This is a genomic window from Pseudomonas sp. AFG_SD02_1510_Pfu_092 (assembly GCF_003331055.1).
In the GTDB taxonomy this organism is placed as follows: Bacteria; Pseudomonadota; Gammaproteobacteria; order Pseudomonadales; family Pseudomonadaceae; genus Aquipseudomonas.
In genome coordinates this window covers 35,225-52,896 of the sequence record NZ_PUQD01000008.1, presented here as the reverse complement: position 1 = coordinate 52,896, position 17,672 = coordinate 35,225, and the positions used below count along the sequence as shown (strand labels likewise).

At 62.0% G+C, this 17,672-nt stretch carries 24 protein-coding genes and 1 pseudogene; all 25 read right to left on the bottom strand.

Features of this window, described 5'->3' with window-relative positions; translation table 11 throughout:
* Nucleotides 1–21: 21 nt before the first annotated feature.
* Nucleotides 22–3,075 carry a host specificity factor TipJ family phage tail protein gene (locus C6A77_RS05860; RefSeq protein WP_114168449.1) on the bottom strand — a complete coding sequence of 1,018 codons (3,054 nt, stop codon included), beginning with the start codon at nucleotides 3,073–3,075 and terminating at the stop codon, nucleotides 22–24.
* Nucleotides 3,044–3,448 carry a hypothetical protein gene (locus C6A77_RS05855; RefSeq protein ID WP_114168447.1) on the bottom strand — a complete coding sequence of 135 codons (405 nt, stop codon included), beginning with the start codon at nucleotides 3,446–3,448 and terminating at the stop codon, nucleotides 3,044–3,046. The genes C6A77_RS05860 and C6A77_RS05855 overlap by 32 nt, the downstream gene beginning before the upstream one ends.
* A gap of 2 nt (nucleotides 3,449–3,450) precedes the next feature.
* Complete coding sequence (locus C6A77_RS05850) at nucleotides 3,451–3,930, bottom strand: DUF1833 family protein (RefSeq protein ID WP_114168445.1); 480 nt, start codon at nucleotides 3,928–3,930, stop codon at nucleotides 3,451–3,453.
* Entirely contained in the window at nucleotides 3,927–4,397 is a 471-nt protein-coding gene (locus C6A77_RS05845; protein ID WP_114168443.1) for a transposase, read from the bottom strand. The genes C6A77_RS05850 and C6A77_RS05845 overlap by 4 nt, the downstream gene beginning before the upstream one ends.
* A gap of 19 nt (nucleotides 4,398–4,416) precedes the next feature.
* Nucleotides 4,417–4,563, bottom strand: coding sequence for a hypothetical protein (locus C6A77_RS25670; protein ID WP_164497652.1), 147 nt, complete (start codon nucleotides 4,561–4,563; stop codon nucleotides 4,417–4,419).
* Nucleotides 4,564–4,575: 12 nt separating this feature from the next.
* Nucleotides 4,576–7,131 carry a phage tail tape measure protein gene (locus C6A77_RS05840; protein ID WP_114168441.1) on the bottom strand — a complete coding sequence of 852 codons (2,556 nt, stop codon included), beginning with the start codon at nucleotides 7,129–7,131 and terminating at the stop codon, nucleotides 4,576–4,578.
* A 35-nt stretch (nucleotides 7,132–7,166) separates the two neighbouring features.
* Nucleotides 7,167–7,400, bottom strand: a complete 234-nt coding sequence (locus C6A77_RS05835; protein WP_346330244.1) for a hypothetical protein — start codon at nucleotides 7,398–7,400, stop codon at nucleotides 7,167–7,169.
* A 26-nt stretch (nucleotides 7,401–7,426) separates the two neighbouring features.
* Nucleotides 7,427–7,843 (bottom strand): phage tail assembly chaperone family protein, TAC, encoded by a 417-nt coding sequence (locus C6A77_RS05830; RefSeq protein ID WP_084296934.1) that lies wholly within the window; start codon nucleotides 7,841–7,843, stop codon nucleotides 7,427–7,429.
* Between the two features lie 8 nt (nucleotides 7,844–7,851).
* Nucleotides 7,852–8,124 (bottom strand): phage tail tube protein, encoded by a 273-nt coding sequence (locus C6A77_RS26095; protein WP_275937122.1) that lies wholly within the window; start codon nucleotides 8,122–8,124, stop codon nucleotides 7,852–7,854.
* Nucleotides 8,125–8,244: 120 nt separating this feature from the next.
* A pseudogene (locus C6A77_RS26090) lies at nucleotides 8,245–8,586 on the bottom strand (phage tail tube protein); the annotation flags it as partial.
* A 63-nt stretch (nucleotides 8,587–8,649) separates the two neighbouring features.
* The gene (locus C6A77_RS05820; protein ID WP_114168435.1) at nucleotides 8,650–9,018 is read right to left on the bottom strand and encodes a DUF3168 domain-containing protein; all 369 of its coding nucleotides are present in this window, start codon (nucleotides 9,016–9,018) and stop codon (nucleotides 8,650–8,652) included.
* Nucleotides 9,015–9,497, bottom strand: coding sequence for an HK97-gp10 family putative phage morphogenesis protein (locus C6A77_RS05815; RefSeq protein ID WP_114168433.1), 483 nt, complete (start codon nucleotides 9,495–9,497; stop codon nucleotides 9,015–9,017). Before C6A77_RS05815 ends, C6A77_RS05820 begins: the two co-directional genes overlap by 4 nt.
* Nucleotides 9,490–9,831, bottom strand: coding sequence for a phage head closure protein (locus tag C6A77_RS05810; RefSeq protein WP_114168432.1), 342 nt, complete (start codon nucleotides 9,829–9,831; stop codon nucleotides 9,490–9,492). Before C6A77_RS05810 ends, C6A77_RS05815 begins: the two co-directional genes overlap by 8 nt.
* Nucleotides 9,831–10,307, bottom strand: coding sequence for a head-tail connector protein (locus tag C6A77_RS05805; protein ID WP_114168431.1), 477 nt, complete (start codon nucleotides 10,305–10,307; stop codon nucleotides 9,831–9,833). The genes C6A77_RS05810 and C6A77_RS05805 overlap by 1 nt, the downstream gene beginning before the upstream one ends.
* Nucleotides 10,308–10,310: 3 nt before the next feature.
* Nucleotides 10,311–10,520 (bottom strand): hypothetical protein, encoded by a 210-nt coding sequence (locus C6A77_RS05800; RefSeq protein WP_241507392.1) that lies wholly within the window; start codon nucleotides 10,518–10,520, stop codon nucleotides 10,311–10,313.
* Nucleotides 10,521–10,576: 56 nt separating this feature from the next.
* On the bottom strand, nucleotides 10,577–11,833 hold the full coding sequence (locus C6A77_RS05795; protein ID WP_114168429.1) for a phage major capsid protein: 1,257 nt from the start codon (nucleotides 11,831–11,833) through the stop codon (nucleotides 10,577–10,579).
* Between the two features lie 9 nt (nucleotides 11,834–11,842).
* Nucleotides 11,843–12,589, bottom strand: a complete 747-nt coding sequence (locus C6A77_RS05790; protein WP_178082375.1) for an HK97 family phage prohead protease — start codon at nucleotides 12,587–12,589, stop codon at nucleotides 11,843–11,845.
* On the bottom strand, nucleotides 12,586–13,920 hold the full coding sequence (locus C6A77_RS05785) for a phage portal protein (protein WP_114168427.1): 1,335 nt from the start codon (nucleotides 13,918–13,920) through the stop codon (nucleotides 12,586–12,588). The genes C6A77_RS05790 and C6A77_RS05785 overlap by 4 nt, the downstream gene beginning before the upstream one ends.
* Nucleotides 13,913–14,077, bottom strand: a complete 165-nt coding sequence (locus C6A77_RS25665) for a hypothetical protein (protein ID WP_016489213.1) — start codon at nucleotides 14,075–14,077, stop codon at nucleotides 13,913–13,915. Before C6A77_RS25665 ends, C6A77_RS05785 begins: the two co-directional genes overlap by 8 nt.
* A 10-nt stretch (nucleotides 14,078–14,087) precedes the next feature.
* Entirely contained in the window at nucleotides 14,088–15,815 is a 1,728-nt protein-coding gene (locus tag C6A77_RS05780) for a terminase large subunit (protein WP_114168425.1), read from the bottom strand.
* Complete coding sequence (locus C6A77_RS05775; protein WP_108078152.1) at nucleotides 15,815–16,294, bottom strand: phage terminase small subunit P27 family; 480 nt, start codon at nucleotides 16,292–16,294, stop codon at nucleotides 15,815–15,817. Before C6A77_RS05775 ends, C6A77_RS05780 begins: the two co-directional genes overlap by 1 nt.
* Before the next feature lie 136 nt (nucleotides 16,295–16,430).
* Nucleotides 16,431–16,799 (bottom strand): HNH endonuclease, encoded by a 369-nt coding sequence (locus C6A77_RS05770; RefSeq protein ID WP_114168423.1) that lies wholly within the window; start codon nucleotides 16,797–16,799, stop codon nucleotides 16,431–16,433.
* Nucleotides 16,790–16,969: a YebO family protein gene (locus C6A77_RS05765; protein ID WP_114168422.1), complete on the bottom strand. Its 180-nt coding sequence runs from the start codon at nucleotides 16,967–16,969 to the stop codon at nucleotides 16,790–16,792. Before C6A77_RS05765 ends, C6A77_RS05770 begins: the two co-directional genes overlap by 10 nt.
* 60 nt (nucleotides 16,970–17,029) lie before the next feature.
* Nucleotides 17,030–17,227: a hypothetical protein gene (locus C6A77_RS05760; protein WP_114168421.1), complete on the bottom strand. Its 198-nt coding sequence runs from the start codon at nucleotides 17,225–17,227 to the stop codon at nucleotides 17,030–17,032.
* Nucleotides 17,228–17,231: 4 nt separating this feature from the next.
* The gene (locus tag C6A77_RS05755) at nucleotides 17,232–17,555 is read right to left on the bottom strand and encodes a phage holin, lambda family (protein ID WP_010952643.1); all 324 of its coding nucleotides are present in this window, start codon (nucleotides 17,553–17,555) and stop codon (nucleotides 17,232–17,234) included.
* Nucleotides 17,556–17,672 lie beyond the last annotated feature (117 nt).

Sequence of the window (17,672 nt, the reverse complement as noted above, 5' to 3'; positions counted from 1 at the left end):
ACCCACAGGGGCTGGTGTAAATCAGGCGGGTGGCGACTGGTCGTCGTAGGTGTAAACGCGGGCGTCGTAGGGCATGCCCTTCATGGCGACGTTGCCGTTTGCGGGGTCAGAGCTGGTGATCAGGGTTGGGTATGCCCATCGAGCGGCTGGGCCGAACAGGATGTGCGGCGGCTCGAGTGGGCCGTCGACCACGGGCGTGAAATCGAGCGCATCCACCCGAACCGTGTACTGGTCCACCTGCGTGGCGGTCCACGGCCCAGAAAGCGTGCCATCCTGCTTGCGCACACCGATCAGATGCTCGCCACCGGCGCTGAAGTCCAGCGGCTCGGACGAGGTCAGCAGAGTTCCCGCCCCGGCCACCTCGAAGGCCAGAAGGATCGCGCTCTGGCACCCTTTCGGCCTGTCGTCGGCAACCGCGGCAAAACTGAGATAGCCGCTGTTGCTGCCGTCCATCTCGGTTTCCCAGGTGTAAACGTCGGTGCGGAACTTTTGGTGGCCGCGCCGGCGCATGCCGATACGCCAGGCTCTGGTCCTGTCGCTTATGCCGGGCATCCTGATCTTCTCGACCTTGTTGCCCAAGTCTCCAGGCCAGCGGCACTCGACCGTTTCCCACGCCCAGGTGGTACGCGAGAAGAACTCCACATCCACGCCGTCGAAGTCGTTGATCGACGGCATGGCGCCGCTGATCTTGAGCATCTTGGTCATGTTCTGCGGTGAGTAGGTCTGCGTCTTCGGGCCGTAGGCGACATCGAATGCTGCCCGGACACTGTCACGAACTGGTCGCAGAAGACCGCGGAACGTCACCAGTTCGCCAAACCCGCACGCCAGGGCGTTGTTCACCATGTCCTTCACGGTGATCGTCGCGTCCAGCGTTTCGTCGTAGGTGTCGCCGCGGGCTACGCAGATTTCGTGGAAGGCCTGCCACTCGGGCAGGTCCAGGTCGTCATCCGTGTATCCGCGCTGCTTCAGCTGGTGGATGCAGTACGGCACGATGTCGCGGCTTGGGCCGGTACCGCCCTCCATCAGCTGAAGAATGCGGGTTGCCTCGACGCTGACCTGGCTTTCCGACTGAGCCGAGAGCCGATCGCCGCCACGAATGTTGCAGGTCATCACCGTCAGGCCTGGGTAGCTCGTTGGCGAGTTCTGCATCCGCCCGCGTAGGTCCGTCCAGGTTGCGTCGTCGCGGGCCTCGTCGTTGATCCGCCCCGGGCGGTCCTTGTACAGCTTGCGAACCCGGGCCTCGGCGCGCATTGGATACGGCAGGGTTACCCGGTCGGTGAAGCCTTGGGCATCCAAGGAGCCGCCAGTCTTCATCAGTTCAATGACGGTCCAGGCGCCGGCAACATCCATGTCCCGGTACTCGAAGGCATAGTAGGTAGGAACTTCGTAGATCTGCCCTTCCCGGCCAATGCCGCACAGGCCATTGGCATAGGTGACCGACCACTCGATCATGGTGACTTTCTCGTTCTCCGGACAGCAGGCGAACGGGCCGCGGTAACCACCCTGCAGGTTCGATGCGTCCAGGGTGATCAGTCCGTTGACCGTCTGCATCGAATTGAACCCAGGCCAGCCGGCGTCGGTGGAGCCAGATGCGGTCAGGCGCTCCACCTCGAGCAGGCTCGTGCTGAAGGCCGTGATTCGGTACCGAAGCCCGCGCGGGCCGATAGTTGCCTGGCCCTGACCCAGTGCAAGGCCGACCACCGGCGAACCGCCGTCATAGTTCAGGGTCATCTCGGCTGGCTGCTCGGGGATCGCGCTGGTGGTGGCCGTGCCGGTGACCCCGACTGGTGAGGCACCCAGGATAGTGGTCGCGCCCGTTGCAGTGATGGCCTGGCCGGCGAACGGCGTCAGTTCGACAATGCGAAGCACGCTGCCGCTCACCTGCGCCTGGAACGGCTTGCCGCTGAACTGCGTATTGAGCGCCGATACCAGACCGGATAGGTTGGTGGTCGCAGTGTTCAGCGTGATCGGATAGCTGGTCCCGCCACGCACCAGAGTGAAGCTGAGCGGGGTGACGTTGAAGTCGTATCGAGTGGGCGCCGCCGAGCCGGTGAGCGTCGAGGCAGTACCTGGGTTCGCCGGCACAGCTGGGCTGTATGGCGTGTAGCTGTTCACCACGTACATGCCGGCGTTCGCCCCGGCAACCTCAATCAGCATCCCCACCGTGGGTTTCAGCATTTCCAGCGGGCCACGGATGATATCGCGCCCAGCGCCGCCATCGATCACCGTATAGGTGTACGGCGCAATCACGCGGACAATGATGCCATTCGACCAGTCAGCCGGAAATTGTCCGGAACCCGCCGGAACGCTGATCGTTTTGCCGACGAATTGGTACGCCGATGCCGTCGACGACCGGGTCAGCTCAGTAGCCATGGTCAATTCCAGGCCGGCCGATCCGCTGGAGCTAGCCCCAACCTCTGGTGCGTTGAACCAGTTGATGTGTGCCGGATCACCAGAAAGGTCAGCGCCCGGCGGGTAGATGGTGAACGTGGCGTCAGCACCGAGGGAAATCAACGGGGTTTCGCCCACCTTGATCTTCGCCAGCGGCACGTCGTATGCGCCTTCGCCGATGTAAAGCAGCATTTCCACGCGCTGGTCACGCGGCGCTAGGAAAGCCCGGCGCGGCTGGGCCAGGTACGACGGATAGACGCGCTGATGGCCTGCGATCTGACGCACCGGGTCGCCCAGTTTGACCTTGTTGCCCTTGGCGCTGGCATCCATCAATGGATCGCCCTGCTGGGTTCCTGCGCTGGATGGCATGCCCGGCATCTTGGGCATGAGCATTTTCGTGACAGCCTGGACGCCCTTGAACAGCGCGAAGGTGATGGAGAACGGGTCGGTGCCCTTGGGCTCCCGGTAGATCTGCAGAAGGTCGGCAGGCTTGAACTTCACCTTGTGCCACAGGCGCTGATCGATCACCTCGTCATTCAGCACAGCGCTGATTGGCGGGCTTTCCCGGCGCTCGTACGACGGGGCCATGGATTTCAGCCACGCCTCGATGGACATGCGTCGGTCGGTCTTCCAGGTGCCGAGCGGCGCCGTATCACTCAGCTTGTTCGGGTAAAACTCGATCACGGTAATAGACCACCTTGGGGTGAGCGGCTTCGAACTCGCCGGTTGTCCGGAGGCAGGCGCCACCGGGGTTTATGTCCAGCACCTTCAGCCGACCTTCGCTTTCCACCACCACGCCAACATGCAGGCACAGCGCGCCGCGGAACACAGCGGCGATGGCTCCTGGCTCCGGAGCGCACTCCTCCATGCCCTGGCGTAGGTCGTGATAGGCGGCGGTGTTGGCCTTGAGCTTGTCCTTGCCCACGGCGCCCAGGCTGGGCAGCAACGGAAGGCCAAACACTTCGTGGCGCACGGCGATACACAGCCCCCAGCAATCGAAGGCAAAAGGCCCCCGCGCACCCTCGCGATACGGGGCGCGTTTGAATTTTTCGATCATGGTCAGATGTACGCCAGGCCGGGTGCTATGGAAGTGGTCAGGATCGTGCGAAGGCCGTTGGTGTTGAGCAGGTCGTAGAAGCCGGCGGTTAGCTTCGCCACGTTGCCTTCATACTCCCGGCTGAGCAGCGTCATGCGGTACCGCTCTTGCGGGAACGACAGGTCTTCGGCCAGGTAGCGGCGGAATATGATGATGAAACGGTCGTCCGCCGCCTTGGCCTCCTCAACGACCTCCTGCACCTCGCCGGCCACGTTGTCCAGGCCCAGCACCAAGTTCTGGAAGGCGCTGTTGTCGTTCTTGGGCAGTGCAAGGTCCATGGCCATCGCGATGAACGTCAGCGTGCGGCCGTCCTCGGTGGTGCACACCCGATCTTCCCATCCCGAACAGTACAGGTGGGAGACGGTGCCGCCCTCCTTCCTGGCTTCGATCGTGTCGACCAGTTCGCCCCTGCCCGAGGCATAGCACTCCTCGATCAGGCTCATCCGAAGTACCTCGTGTACCACTTGTCCAGGCTGCCCGAAAGTTGGCTATTGAACTGATCGAGCGGCATGCCGGTCGCTACGCCGAGGTACTTCTCCTCGGTGAGTACTGGCCTATCCTTCAGCTGCAACACTGCCGAAAAGCGGAGCATGTTTCCCTGTACCAGTTCTGGACCCTGGTAGATTCCCTTAAAGTGCGCCAGGTGGGCCTTCAACCCTAGGGATGTTTGAAGGGTAACCTCGAACCATTCGAACCCGTTTTTGATGGCCCACACGTACCAGCCCTCGAACAAGGCGGCCTGGGCCTCTCGGAAGATGAAGTTCACCTTCACCTCGGTCGGGACATAACTATGTGCTATCCGGTAGCGAGTGCGCCCTGTAACCAGCGGCGTGGCTCGCATTGGATCAACCGTGGTCAGCCCATAACCATCCTGCAGAGGAAGCGGCAGTTCTGCCGGGTATTGAATCATTGCCAATCCTCAGCTGAGGTTATGTAAGAGGGCTGAGGCCCAGCGCCTCTTCTATTCGGGCGAGCCTCCTTTGCAGGAGCTGTTCCTTCTCATCGATTGGCTCCGTGGCTTCTGGATCCGTGCTGAATTCCTGCCCCGGACTCGCCGGGGCTTCTTCCGTGCTCATGGTTCACTCCGTTTAGGTCGCGTTTCGCCTGAGCCCATACGCTGCCTCAAGGGCTTGCGCGCGCTCGCCTCCACCCCAAATGTCAGCAACAAACACATCAGTTTCCTCCTGCCCGCCAGGATTGGTTCGCCGCTCAACCGTGCCGGCTTTACTTCGATCACCAATGATGTTGACGACTGTCCCGCCACCGTTCTGCTTGGAGCGAACGTCTTCCAGGGTCCGATCGAGCTTTGCGCTGGTCTCAGCAGTGGTCACCCGCTCGCCCTTCTGGAGGAACCAGGTGCCATCCTCTGGAATAGAATCGATACCGTCGTGCGCCATACCTGCAAGCGCTGCGCTGGCCACGCCCGCGACCATCGGCGCTGTGGCCGCAGCGGCTGCGAATGCCGCGCCAGGCGCTAGCGCCGGGCCGACAATTGGGATGGCCGCAGTGCTCGCGAACGCAGCCAGCTGAGCCTGGAAAGAGGTGGCCTGAGCGTTCGCGATCAAGGCGGGCACGGCGCTGGCCTGCGTTGCCTTGCCTACCACCAGCTGAACCGCTTGGTAAACCAGCCACTCTGCAGCCATTTGGGCCAAGGCGTTGATGATGCTTTTGGCCATGCTAGCGGCCACGTTGCCGAAGGCATCACCAAGGCTCTCGGACTCCAGAATCATCGAAGCGATGCCGTCTCCAACCGCACTGGTCATGCTGTCCAGGGTGCTCGCAGTGAAGTCAGCGGCCTGCTGCTGATAATCCACCGCGGCATCGCGGTAGTTCTCCCAGGCAGATGAGACCCCGTCCAGCCAGTTGTTCTGCGCCTCGTCCTGGCGGGCGTAGTAGTCCTGCTGGATCTCCATGCGCTCTTCAAGCGCCTGGCGTAGCAGTTCGGTTTCCTGCTTGTACAGCTCCTCGCTGATATCGCCGCCGTTGTACTGCTTCTGCAGGTCCGCCAGCTGGCTCTGGTAATCCTGCTGGATGGCCAGGTCAGCCTTTAGCCGCTCTTTCAGCTTGTCCCCGTTCCCCGCGCCGGCGAACTCCAGGTCGAACCCTTCACGGACGGTACTGTTCGCCTGAGACAGCGTGTCGCCGAAGGCCTGGGCCTTCGCGGCGTCCTCGTTCGCCTTCTTCAACTGCTGCAACCGGTCAAGCTCAGCCGCTAAACCGTTCAGGCGCTCTTGCTGCTTGGCATTGATCCCGACCAGCTTCCCGGATTCGATTTCGAACTGCAGCTTTGCCACCTCGGTGGCGTTTTTTCGGGCGTCAGTGCTGGTATTGATCAGCGTGATCTGCCGCTTCAGGTTCTCCTCAGCGGTCTCGAAGGACTGATTCAGCTTCTTGGCTGCGGCTTCAGCCGCCTTCTGAGCTGCCTTCTGCTCGTCCGTTTGACCGACGAAGCCGGCGCCTTGCCCACCAGGCGGAACGATTTTGGGGAGCTCGGAGGCAGCCTTGCGGGCCTCCTTCACATAGGCGCGGATCGTGTCGCCAGACCAAGGCTTGTTAAACGCCTCAGCAACCTCCTCCATGACGGTGCTGGCTGTTCGAGCATGGTCAATGGCATCCGCTGTCAGTTTGTCAGCGTTCGCCTTGAAATCCTTCGACATGTCGCCGAAGGTCACGGCGCCGAGCAAAGTATTTGCCGTTGCGCCGATGCTCTGCAGGTAGGCCATGGTTGTGGAGAATCCACTCACAATACCGGCGGCCACCACCTTGAAGGTCCGCCCGATGCCGTCAGCCAAGCTGGCGGTAACGGCAGTGACCTCGATGAAATCAGTGGCGAACTCGCCAACAACATTCCGAAGACCTCCGGCCTCCTTCGTTGTCCCGGCCAGGTCTTTTGCGAGCTGGGCCAGTACCGGCATGAACTCGGCCGCCAGGGCTGTCTTCGCAGAATTGGCGTACTGGCCGATCACCGTCAGCTCTGTACTGAATTGCTGAGCAGCGCCGATGGTCTGCTCGTCCATGATCATGCCGGCCTGCTGCGCGGCATCCCCGTACTCCTTGAACTTCTTGCCCCCATCAGCCAGCAGCGGCACCAGGGCCGTGGCTTCGTCGGCTATCGCCTCCATGAAGAAGGTCATTTGAGCCTGGCTCACGTTCGCCTTCTGCAGACTGGTCACGTACAGCTGCAGCGCATCGGCGCTGTTCAGGTTGCGGAACTGTTCAGCGGTCACGCCGACCTTTGGCGCCACGGTCTCGAAGAAGTTCTTGAGCTCGCCGCCACCAGTGGCTAGAAAGTCGCCGATCTTGTCGTTGGTATCCTTGAAGATGTCAGACAGCTTGTCCTGCTCTACTCCGACTGAAGCAGCGCCGGCAGCGTAGCGCTGGAACTCGGTGGTGGTGAGGCCTGCCAGGTTCGAAAGATTCGTGATTTCCTTCGCCGCCATGGCCGAGCTGGTGACCAGACCAGCGACGATGGCCGGCACTGCGGCAAAGGCGGCACCGATGCCTTTGCCGAGGTTTTCAGCTGACTTCTTGATCTCAGCCATGCGCTTTTGCGATTCACGGCTGGCCTGGTCAAGCGGGCCTGTGAAACCGCCAATCTTGGCGATCAAGTCCAGGGTCAGCGTACCCAGCGATTTACTTGCCATGCCTTTCTCCTGCAGATCGCTGGCTCAGAGCTCGGCTACGCCCAGGTCTTCATGGCCTCCTCAAGCGTCAGCGCAGGCGCGGACTCGTGAGGCATAAAGTCGTAAACGGTGTAGCCGCCGTCCTTTGTGTGGGTGTTCGCATAAAGCGTGGCCAGCAGAGCCGTACCACGCTCGAAGCGCATCCCAAGGTGCAGGGAGCCGCGGCGGCTGCGGTACTTCATCCAAGAGCGAAACTCCTGGATGCTGATCCGCTCTTTCGCCTCGGCAATGGTCCTGCCCCCAACGCCGCATAGGACTAGCTCGTGCCAGAACTCGTCGAGGTCGCTGAGTTCGGTGTCTTTCCCATGTTGGTCACCTCATTGATAGCCACCATCAGGGCGACGGTGAGGTTGCCGTCCAAGGCCCCCAGACGCTTGGTGCTTTCTGGGTCTTTGGCCAACTCCACCGGGTCCAGCGGGCCATGGGTGATGTCGAGCGCGGTGAAGACAGTGTTGCCATCCTCGTCGCAGATGGCCGCGGCGATACGGCCAGCAATGTTGTCTTGCTTGCCGCCAGCCGCCAGAACATCACTCACCGCCGCCTGGTAGCCCAACGGGCGCACATACACCGTGGCGGTAAAGGTCTCGTCGCCTTGACGCCAAGTGATTTCCTTTGCCACGGGCCGGCCAGTGAACGAGCCGGTTTTCTTCAACGATTCGAGCGTCAGCTTCATCACTTGCCTCACGAGTTGGTGGTTTTACGGATCCAGGCAGAACCGCCCGAACGCTGGATGGTGGCCGCTGTAGTAACCGCCGCGTTGGCCGCGAAGTCGAACGGGAAGTCGGAGACGTAGCCGTCGAACAGGAACCAAGTGCGGGTCGGGGGCAAGACGAAATCATCCGCATCGCCTAGGACTGCGGAGGCCGCCGCACCGGAACCCGCGCCACCGGTCAGGGTGATGCTCGGCGCGCTGGTGTAGCCGGAGCCGGCATTGGTGATGTTGAAGCCGACCACCTTGCCATCCACGATGATCGCGGTTGCTGCGGCGCCAGTGCCTCCCCCACCCGAAAACGCGACGGTCGGGGCCGAGGTGTAGCCAGTACCACCATTGATCAACTCGATCGCAGCCAGTGCGCCGGCAACGCCTACGGTCGGAGCAATGTCGGTACCATCCGACCAACCCACAACCCAGCGGATGCTCTCGATCGAGTCATCTTCCGAGATTTGGTGGAGGCGCACGTGAGAGGCGTTACGCGGGTCGACGTTCAGGGTCAACGAAGCCTGGCCAGGGGTGCGCAGGCCGCGCAGGTACTTGCGAACGCGGTCGCTGAGGCAGGTAACCTCGACTTGGTCAGCAGGGTTACCGCCCGGGTTGAAGGCGGTCGCGCACTCCACTTCCATGACTTCAAACTGGGATGGGGTGCCAACCTTGGGCACCAGGGCATAGATCTGGGTGCCTTGAGCGAGAATCGCCATGGGTTTCTCCAATTGCGGGCAAAAGAAAACCCGCACTGGGCGGGCTATTGGGGGATTGATCAGCTACCGGAGGACAATCCAGTCCACGTCGAAGCTGGCTCGATAATTCTTTGTGGCAGGGTCGCGGCCCTCGCCGCCCCAGCGGGTGACGTAGGCACTCCGCTCAATGGCGTCTCGTATCGCATCGCGCACCTGGCGCACTGAGGTTCCGGTGACACCGTATACGTCGATCTGCAGGGTGACGCTGTCGGCATCGGGCCGGCCAGCCAGGTAGTTCTCTGGCTCGCCATTGACCAGCTGCCACACCGCGTACGGCTTGGCCACATCCTGCGGAGCCTCGCCGAACGAGTAGAGCCGAAGATTAGCACCGGTGCCGAGCAGCGCCGTGACGGCGGCAGCCTGGGAGCACAGTTGAAAAATAGGTGGTGTCATGAGGACGCAGCCTTCTTCGCAGCGCGCCGGATCGCGCGATCAATCGCTTTTTCGTACTCGGTGACGAATGTGTTGGTGACCTCGCTGATGCTGTTGGCCAGGGCCGGACGCATGAACGGAGCGGCAGCCATCTTCTCGGTACCGAACTCGATCAAGCGCCAGTGCGGCGTTGGCGAGTTCGGGCTTAGGTCGCCGCCATCCTTGAGCACGGCGCCGTGCAGTACGCCGACACGAAAACCGAGGTCGCCGGTCTGCTTGAACAGCTTGCCGTTCCAGCGGAGGGCAATGTTGTCAGCGATCGAGCGGCCGGTTTCCTTGTCGTCGATGCGCTCAGCGCCTTCCTTGGCTTTCTGCATCACCACCTGAGCGGCCTTCCGAAGTCCGGCCCGGCCACCCTTGCGGCGAACGTCGTAGCTCAGCGAGTCCAGCTTTCCCAGCAAGCCATCCAAACCGGTTATGTTGAACTCAACATCAGCCATCTTTCACCCCTTTCGAAACTAGGATGGTCAGGTACTCAAGGCCAGACTTGTCGTCCTCCATGGGTGGGCCTTCGATGCTGTATACCTCGCCGCGGTAGACGATCCGCATGGTGGGCAGCACGCCCTGGCGATACCGGATCACCATGCGCGCTGTGGCCTCGGATTGGGCCGCCTTCGCGGCAACCAGGTCTCGGGCTGACAAAGGTTCAACCCGAGCCGGGCATTTCGCCCAGCGCAGCACCCAGTCAGGCTCGCCAAACTCGCCAGTCGCTTCATCTCGAACGGGGGTGAACTCCTCGATGTCGATGCGGTGCCGGAGCTTGCCGGCCTGCATCACACACCCATCCGGATGCGATAGGGCATCAGCAGGTGCTGGGACGCCAGCGGTAACTCGGTGGCAATGGTGCCGGTGATGACATCCTCGCGGTTGGCGAACAGGTGGCCAAGCTTGAGCAGGCAAGCCGCCTGGATGGCGGGGTTAAGCACCATCCCGTAGGCGATGGAATCCGCCAGGTCGTAGGCATCCGCCAGGGCCTTGCGTGCGTGCTCAAGCAAACGGCAGCGCATGGCGTGGTCCTGCTCCGCCTTAGCTGCAGCAACCGCGTCTGCGTTCGCCTCCTTGGCTTGCTGCATGGCCGCTGGTACGCCGGCGCGGGCTGCGTCGAGAGCCACCTGGTCCAGATAGAAGCGCCGATTGAGAAACTGCATCGCCGACTCCTCCGCCGCATCGAGCTGAGCCTGGACCAGCACCTGGTCGTCAGGCTCGGCCAGCAGGTGGTGCATGGCGATATCGATGGCGATCACGGACATGGATTACTCCTTGGGCTTGGTGGCCGCTCCCTTGCCGCTTTTGTTGGCTGGCTCCGGCGCCTTCTTGTTATCGGGTTCCTGGGCTTTCTTCACGTCGTAATCCTCGATCAGGCCATTACGCAGCAAATCGCGAGCACGCAGCTCGTCGACGGTGATTTCTTGGTTGCGCTTGACGTACGCGCCGCCGTTGTTGAAGCCCTTGATGGTTTTCACTTTAACGTCTGGCATGTGCAGTCACGCCCGGTTTCCCGGGCGTGCTCCTGGGCTGATTACGGGGTGGCTTCGAACTCGCCGTGGACGAACGACTCGGGGCGGTACACCGCCAACGCAAGGCGTTCTTCGGCGCGGATGGTGACCATGTTGGTGCGGAAGTTGTCGCCGTCCTCGGTGGAAACCTCGACGGCCGCTTCCTCGCGGTCGAACACCTGGGCCGCGATGTTCATCGCACCGACCAGGAATTCGCCTTCTGGCACTGCGTTGCTGTCCACCACCGGCAGCTTCCACAGGCGCTGCACGCCGCCTTCTTGAACGTTCACCCAGATGTAGGAGCCGTTTGCATCCTTCGTCAGCTCGATGTCCGCCCAGTCGACCGGGTTCAGGGCAATGGCCGAGGCGCGGTACTCGGCGATGCGGACCTGCAGAATCGCGCGGCGCAGAGTATCGATCTTGGTGTCGCCGGCTTTGCGCAGGGCGTTGTTGAAAGCGGTGGCCTGGGGAATCAGGCCCAGCAGGTTCTGGCCGGTGCCGTCGCCAGCGAGCAGCTGCTCTTCTTCCTTGTACTTCAGGCCGTAGATGGCGCGACCGTTGATGTAGCTCTGCAGCAGCGGGATGTCAGACAGGACCTGTTTGGAAGCACGGAACCAGTGAGCAATAGTGATGACATTGGTGGTCTTCAGGCCGAAGGACAGGTCGGACTGGGCTTTCGCGGCCCCCTCACCTGCCTGGGGCGCGGCCATGTTCTGGAAGCCGGTTTCCTGCACGAACTCGACCGCGTTCGAGCCGGTACGGCCGGGCATGATCAGGTCGCGAATGGTGAACTCGCGCTCCGGCCCAACCACGATGCCTGGAACGCGAGTCGGCTGGATCGCTACGCCGACGCCACCGGTGCCAGTGGTAGCGCTGGTGATGTTGGTGACGGCCTTCCTGCCAACTCGAACGATGCCACGACCGCGAGTTTGCAGCGCCTTGAAATCGTCGCATTCGGTCAGCTCTTCGCCTGCAGACTTGAAGTCGACAGGGTCATTGGCGGAGAAACGGCGAGCCATCTTCTGCTCGATCTCCTGCAGACGGTCCTGCAGGCCCAAGCCGTCCTTCACCAGACCATCGAGGATGGTCTTGGTTTCGGCCAGGATGGTTCCGTGCGACTTGATCTCTTCAGCGGCCTTGGCGGCGAACGCCTTGATCTCTTTGTCGCGCTCATCGAGCAGGTCGTTGACCGCTTTCAGCTGCAGCTTGTCTTCGGCGTGCTCCTTGCGCTGGAACTGGCGGTGTTCGGAGCGAGCCTGGTTGCTCATGGCGTTATGCATGATGAATCCTCAAAACGATGGGAGAGAAAGTGTCGGGCGCGACTTCAACGCCTCGACGATTTCGATTGCTGCCAGGTCGCCCTCGGACTCGCTCCGGAGCAGGTGCTGCAGCCCACGATTGGCAATCACCGTGGACTGAGATTTCGAGAAGCCTGCCTCGCGCAGGAGCAACTCAAATTCGGGCATCGAAGGCAGGCCGCCGTGGGCCAACTTCGACTTGATGGTGTCGGTGCGCGCCTCGTCGTTGGCGGGCACGGTGACGATGGATATCTCGATCAGGTCCAGCTTGGTGAGCGTCCGGATCCGAGTCTTCTCGTCAAAGCTCGATTCGCGGACGTAGTAGCCAATCGACAGGCCGGTGATCGAGCGGGTCTGCATGCCGCGGTAGGCGATGCGCGCATAGGGGGCGTCCTGCAGCCAGAGCTCGCCGGACCCGAACAGACCCCGGTCGTCTTCCTTCATGCTGCTGATGTCCCAGCTGCCGATTGGCTCACCAGTGCGGTGCTGCCAGAGCACTGGGAAGGTTCTCGACTTGGCCTTGGCGTCCTCGATCGACTCCAAGAAGGCGCCAGGCGCGACCACTTCGTTGTAGCTGTCGACCACGCCAAACACTGAGCCGTAGCCAGAAAAAAGGCCGTCGTCTCCGACAGCCTTCACGTCATAGTCGAAAGAGCGGTATTTGACTGCCGCTGCTCGATCTTTGTGGCCCGCCTTGACGCCGGGCCCAGACCACCAGCTGGTGGGTGCGGTTTTCATTCAGATTTACCTCTTGGCTGGTCATTGAGCCAGTCGAGCAACGCTGCCTTGGCCTGGTTGGCGCCGCCGGGGTCTTCGCCCAGCTTGTCGATGGGCAGCATGTTGGATTGCACGGTGAGCTTCGCGGCGTTGCCACCCTGCGGGGGCAGGTTCTCTTTGCGCCGGCAGTCGTCCCGTGTATAGATCCCGTTCTGCGTCATCGAGCTGTAGAAAGCCGCCCGCGCCGCGCTGTCCATGCGCAGCAGGCCTTCAGGGTTGAACTTCACGTAGAAGCGACGGCGCTCATCAGGGCGCAGCAGGCGCCGGTTGGCGCACATCTCGATGCGCTTGATCCAGGGAAGCAGGGTGAATGACAGGAAGCCGATCATCTGCTGCTCCATGCCTGTGCCCCAGCTGGTGGAGTTCTGCGTGTGTCCAACCATCCACGGCGGCACCCGGAACCAGCGGCAAATCTCCTCGACGTTGAACGCCCTGGTTTGGAGCATCTGGGCGTCTTCAGGCGTCATCGACACCTGCTGATACTTCATGCCAGCCTCGAGCAGCATGGTCTTGCCCGCGTTGGTCACACCCTCGTACTGCTTGACCATGTCGTCGCGCAGCTCGCCGCGCTGCTTCGGATTAAGGATCTGGTCGGTGGAAAGCACACCGCCGAGCTTCATCCCGTTGGCGAACATCTTGGCTGCCGACTCATCGGCGGCCATGGCCGAGCCCAATACCTGACGCCCATAGGACAGAGGTGAAAGCCCGCACAGCGGGTCGGTACCGAACGCCCTGATGTGCACCATCTGCTCATCGGTGAGCGTCTGCGGCTTGCCAAAGCTGTCGGTGTATCGGTACTCGATACGGCCATCTGCAAGGCGACGCGGCGGCGACATGTTCTGCGGGAGGAGAAATTCCAGGCTGGTCAGCGACCTGCCGCTCATGTGCGGCTCGCAGAATGAATTCCCCTGCAGCAGCAGACTGGCCATGACGTTCTCCCAGAATTCCACCGGGGTCTGGTCGGCGTTGGGCTGCTGGCTGATCACGAAATTGACCGGGTGGGAGCTTGCCACCACCGGCGCGCCGTTCTTGTCCTCATAGAGCGCGATTGGCAGCGTGGCGATCGTCTCGGCGATGAGCCTCACACATGCCCATACGGTCGACAGCTGGAGAGCCGTCTGCTGGCTGACCACTTTCCCAGACGCCGAGTCGGTGCCGTAGAACTTGCTCCAGAATGTCGAATCGGTAAGGCCGATGCGCCTGCCGGCCCAGCCTGCCACGCTGGAAGCCATGCCAGGCTCGGCGGACTTGACCAGCGCCTGGCCCAGCACCTGAGTGAGAGATTTAGCCACTGGTCAGCCCCTTGCGGATGAATCCAGCGGCAGCGAGGCAGGAGAAGGCTGCGGCCAAGAGGCTGTAGCCCAGGCCCGCCAGCACGTATACGCCCGCTACGCCCAACAGCAGGCCGCCGGCAGCGAGCGCCAGAAAGATGATGAGACCAGTTTTCATAGGGTTCCTGTCAGCCAAGCACGATGGGATTGGCGAAGAAGTTGTCGAAGCCGCCGTTTCCTTCAGCTGCCAGCCGCAGCACGGACCCGATAGCCATGATCAGCGCGACCGCGCCGTCGATCTTGTTGTCGTCGCCCTGCTTGATCGGGCGGACCACGTCGTCATTGCCTGGCAGGTGCTTGCCGATCACGTTGGCGATACACCAGGTCATGATCGGGTTTCCGTCGTGATGGAACCGGCCCGCCTCGATGGCTGCTTCCAGCTCCTTCATGGGGTCGGACATGTTGGTGTAGTTCTGGGTGACGGTGATGGGATTGAATCCTTCGTCGTCCAGATCGTGGCTTAGGCCAGTCGCACCGTGTGGGTCGATGGGGCTCTCGGTGATGGGCGCCAGTAGGTTGGCCTCCTTGGTGTCCTCAAGGATTTCCCGATAGTCCACCTCGGCACCAGGCGTGGTGACCAGGTACCCAGTGTTCACCCAAGCCTGGAATCGCTCGGTCATGCGCTTGTTGTCGACGTCGTTGGCGGTATCCTCGGGAACCCAGAAAGCCGGCGCCACGCTGTAATAGTGGATCTTCCCGTCGATTTCTCGCCAAAAAAGCCTGGCCCTGGAGTTCATGTCCAGCTTGCGCGCCAAGTCGAATCCGGCAATCCACTCCTGGCCTTCGAACTGCTCGAGGGTGAGGGTCTTGTCCTCGCACGCCTTCCAGCTCTCCATGTTGAAGAAGCCAGATTTGGCGGTCACCCAAAGGTTCAGGTGCTTGGTCTTGAACGTGTTGGTGAAGCGCGCCGAGCGTATTGCCCGGGCCAGCTGGCTCTCCAGGTACTCCTGAAACACCGACACACCCATGCAGGGGTTGGCCTTGGCCAGGTTCTTCGGGTCGGTCCAGTCGTCGCCCTCGTCGAGGGTCCAGATATAACCGAACAGCTCGTCGTCAGGAACGGTGCCGTTCAGCATTTCGATGACCTGGCGGCGCTTGTCGTAGCACGGGCCCTCAATATCCGCACCGGCGGTCGTGATGATGAACATCAGCGGCTGCCTGCGAGCCCCCATGCCAGTGAGCATTGTGTCGTACTGGGCCGCAGTGGCGTGCTCGTGGTACTCGTCGACGATCGCGCACGAAGGCGAAGCACCATCGCCAGGGTTGCCAATCAACGGCTCGAAGCGGCTGCCGTTGGACGGGATGTTCATGTTCGAGGCGTTGACCTCGATACCTGCAGCCTCCATCAACATTGGCGAGCGGCTAACCATCAGCCGCGCCGGCCGGAACACCTCCCAAGCCTGCGCTTCCGTCGTCGCGCCGGAGTAGACCTCGGCACCAAACTCATTGTCGGCAACGAACATGCTGATGCCGACGCCGGCGGCGATCACCGACTTGCCGTTCTTACGCGGTACTTCCCAGTAGCTCTCGCGGAAGCGCCGGTACCCGCCCTTCTTCCGGATCCAGCCGAAGGTGCAGGCAATGCCGAACAGCTGCCACGGTTCCAGGGTGATCAGCTGACGCTTGAACGCCCATTCGCCCTTGGTGTGCGGCAGCAGCTGCATAAGGCGCAGCTTCTTCTCGGCTTTCGCCGGATCGAATTTGTACGGGTAGTCCTTCGATCGACTGGCCGCCACATCATCGAAGTGCCGCTCTATCGCCTGGTGGATGAAGAGGCAGGCGGGAAACTTTCCTTTGAGGACGGACCTTGCCCACGCCATCGCCTTGTCGACGTTGGTGTACTTGGCTCTGGCCATCAGGAACTCAGTAGGGCTGCGAACTCGTTGGTGGATTTCTGCTTGTTGCCGCCGATGATCCTCGTGCGGCTGGCCGGGTCCAGACCCAGCATCGAGCCGAAGGTGACCATCTGGCGCATCGCTTCGTTAGCGGCAGTGAGCGCCGGGTTTTTCACGGGCCCGCCAGTGGCTCCAGCCACCACGATGCCGTGAGCGATAACCGATTCCTGGGCCCTTCGCCAGTTGCCGTAGGCAGAGCAAAACGCCTCGACGTTGTGCATGTCGGTCAGGGCAAGAACCTTGGCCCGGAGCAATTCCGGAACCAGCATTTCCCAAACCCTGGTGGCGTGTTCGCACAGCCATTCTGGCGCGTCGACGTTCGTCACTAGGGCGAAATCTGGCTCGTCCTTGTTCAGCTTGCGCTTGCCGGGATTGCCGGCCAACGCCTTCTGGGCCGTGGGTTTTGGGCGACGGCCGGAGCGCCCGGCAACCCCTGGCATCGGCGCCTCCATTAAACTTTATATTTCGCGGGTGTAAAAAAACGACTGAGGGCGCGGTGTCCGAGCGGAAAGGCCTGAACTTTTGACCCTCCCCCTCCCGCCCAATGAGATCTTGTCTCATTTACGCCATTTTCGATCATTTTTTGACCGTTTTCGACTCCCGCTGCGTCTTGACCTTGTGGCAGTCGCGGTTGATCGCCCGAAGGTTGCTGTCATCGTCGGTGCCGCCGTGGGCCAAGGCCACGATGTGGTCAACCTCATGCGCTTCGCGGATGCGGCCGAGCCGGGTGCAGTCATCGCACCGACAGAGGTACTGATCTCGCTTCAGGATTCGCTCACGCTTGCGCCGCCACGGGCGACCGCCACGGCCTGACCCCTTACGTGTCGCCCAAGCCTTGGCCTGCTCGGCAGCCAGGTCGGCATGACCATCGCAGTATCCATTGCCGTTGCGGTGCAGTGCTCTGCACCCTGACGCCCGGCACGGGCGCTGAGGTCTCATCGGCATGGCGCACCACTCAGGTAAGTCTGAGGCGGGGCGTCAGGATCGACGCCGCCTTCATCCGCCAGCGCTTCGATCAGTGCCAGGTTCTGGGTCGCGATCTGTTCGAGCAGGCTTGTCTGCTTCTTCTGCTGGTCCAGGATCTGCTGGAGCAAAGAGATTGCTTGCTCGTTCACGGGCCACCTTCATCCATTTGTTGATCCACTCGCGCCGAGCGGCGCACCCACTGCAGGCCATCACTCAGTCCTGCGCATGCTGAGCTGCTGCGCGATATCGGCAGCACGCTCACGCACTTCCAGCACCTGGCCGTCGAACGTGTGGACGATGGCGCAGATGCCGTGCCACTGCGAGCTAGTGCCGGCCTCCTGCACGCGTGCAACAGCCGCCGGGGCCAGATAGTGCTGGCGGCGGTTGACGTCAGTCAGCGTGATCATCGGGTCACCCTTGTGCTTTGCGAGACAGGAACAGGTCCGAATAGCCGCGAAGCTTCTCAACGCCCATGAAGCCGACCATTCCGCCTGCGAAGGTGGCCATGCCCTGTGGCAGGCCCATCCATTCGAGCAACGGCACCAGGGCCAGGGTGATGAGGCCGCACAACGCGCCCTCCAAGAACATCTGCCGCCGGGTGCCGCCGCCATACACCACCCGGAGGACGGCGATCGCGACTGACAAGCCAGCGGCATACAGCTGAGGCTGATGGGCCAGCACCCAGGTGAGCACAGCGGCCCACAGGCCAGGATCCTTCTCGGGCATGTTTGGCATCTCGATTCCTCCCTTTTGGGGAGCGGAGTAGGTTCAGCCCCAACAGCACTCCCAGCTCGGGGCGATGGGTGTGGTGGAGCCGAAAACGAAAAAGCCCCAGCGGGTGCTGAGGCTTGG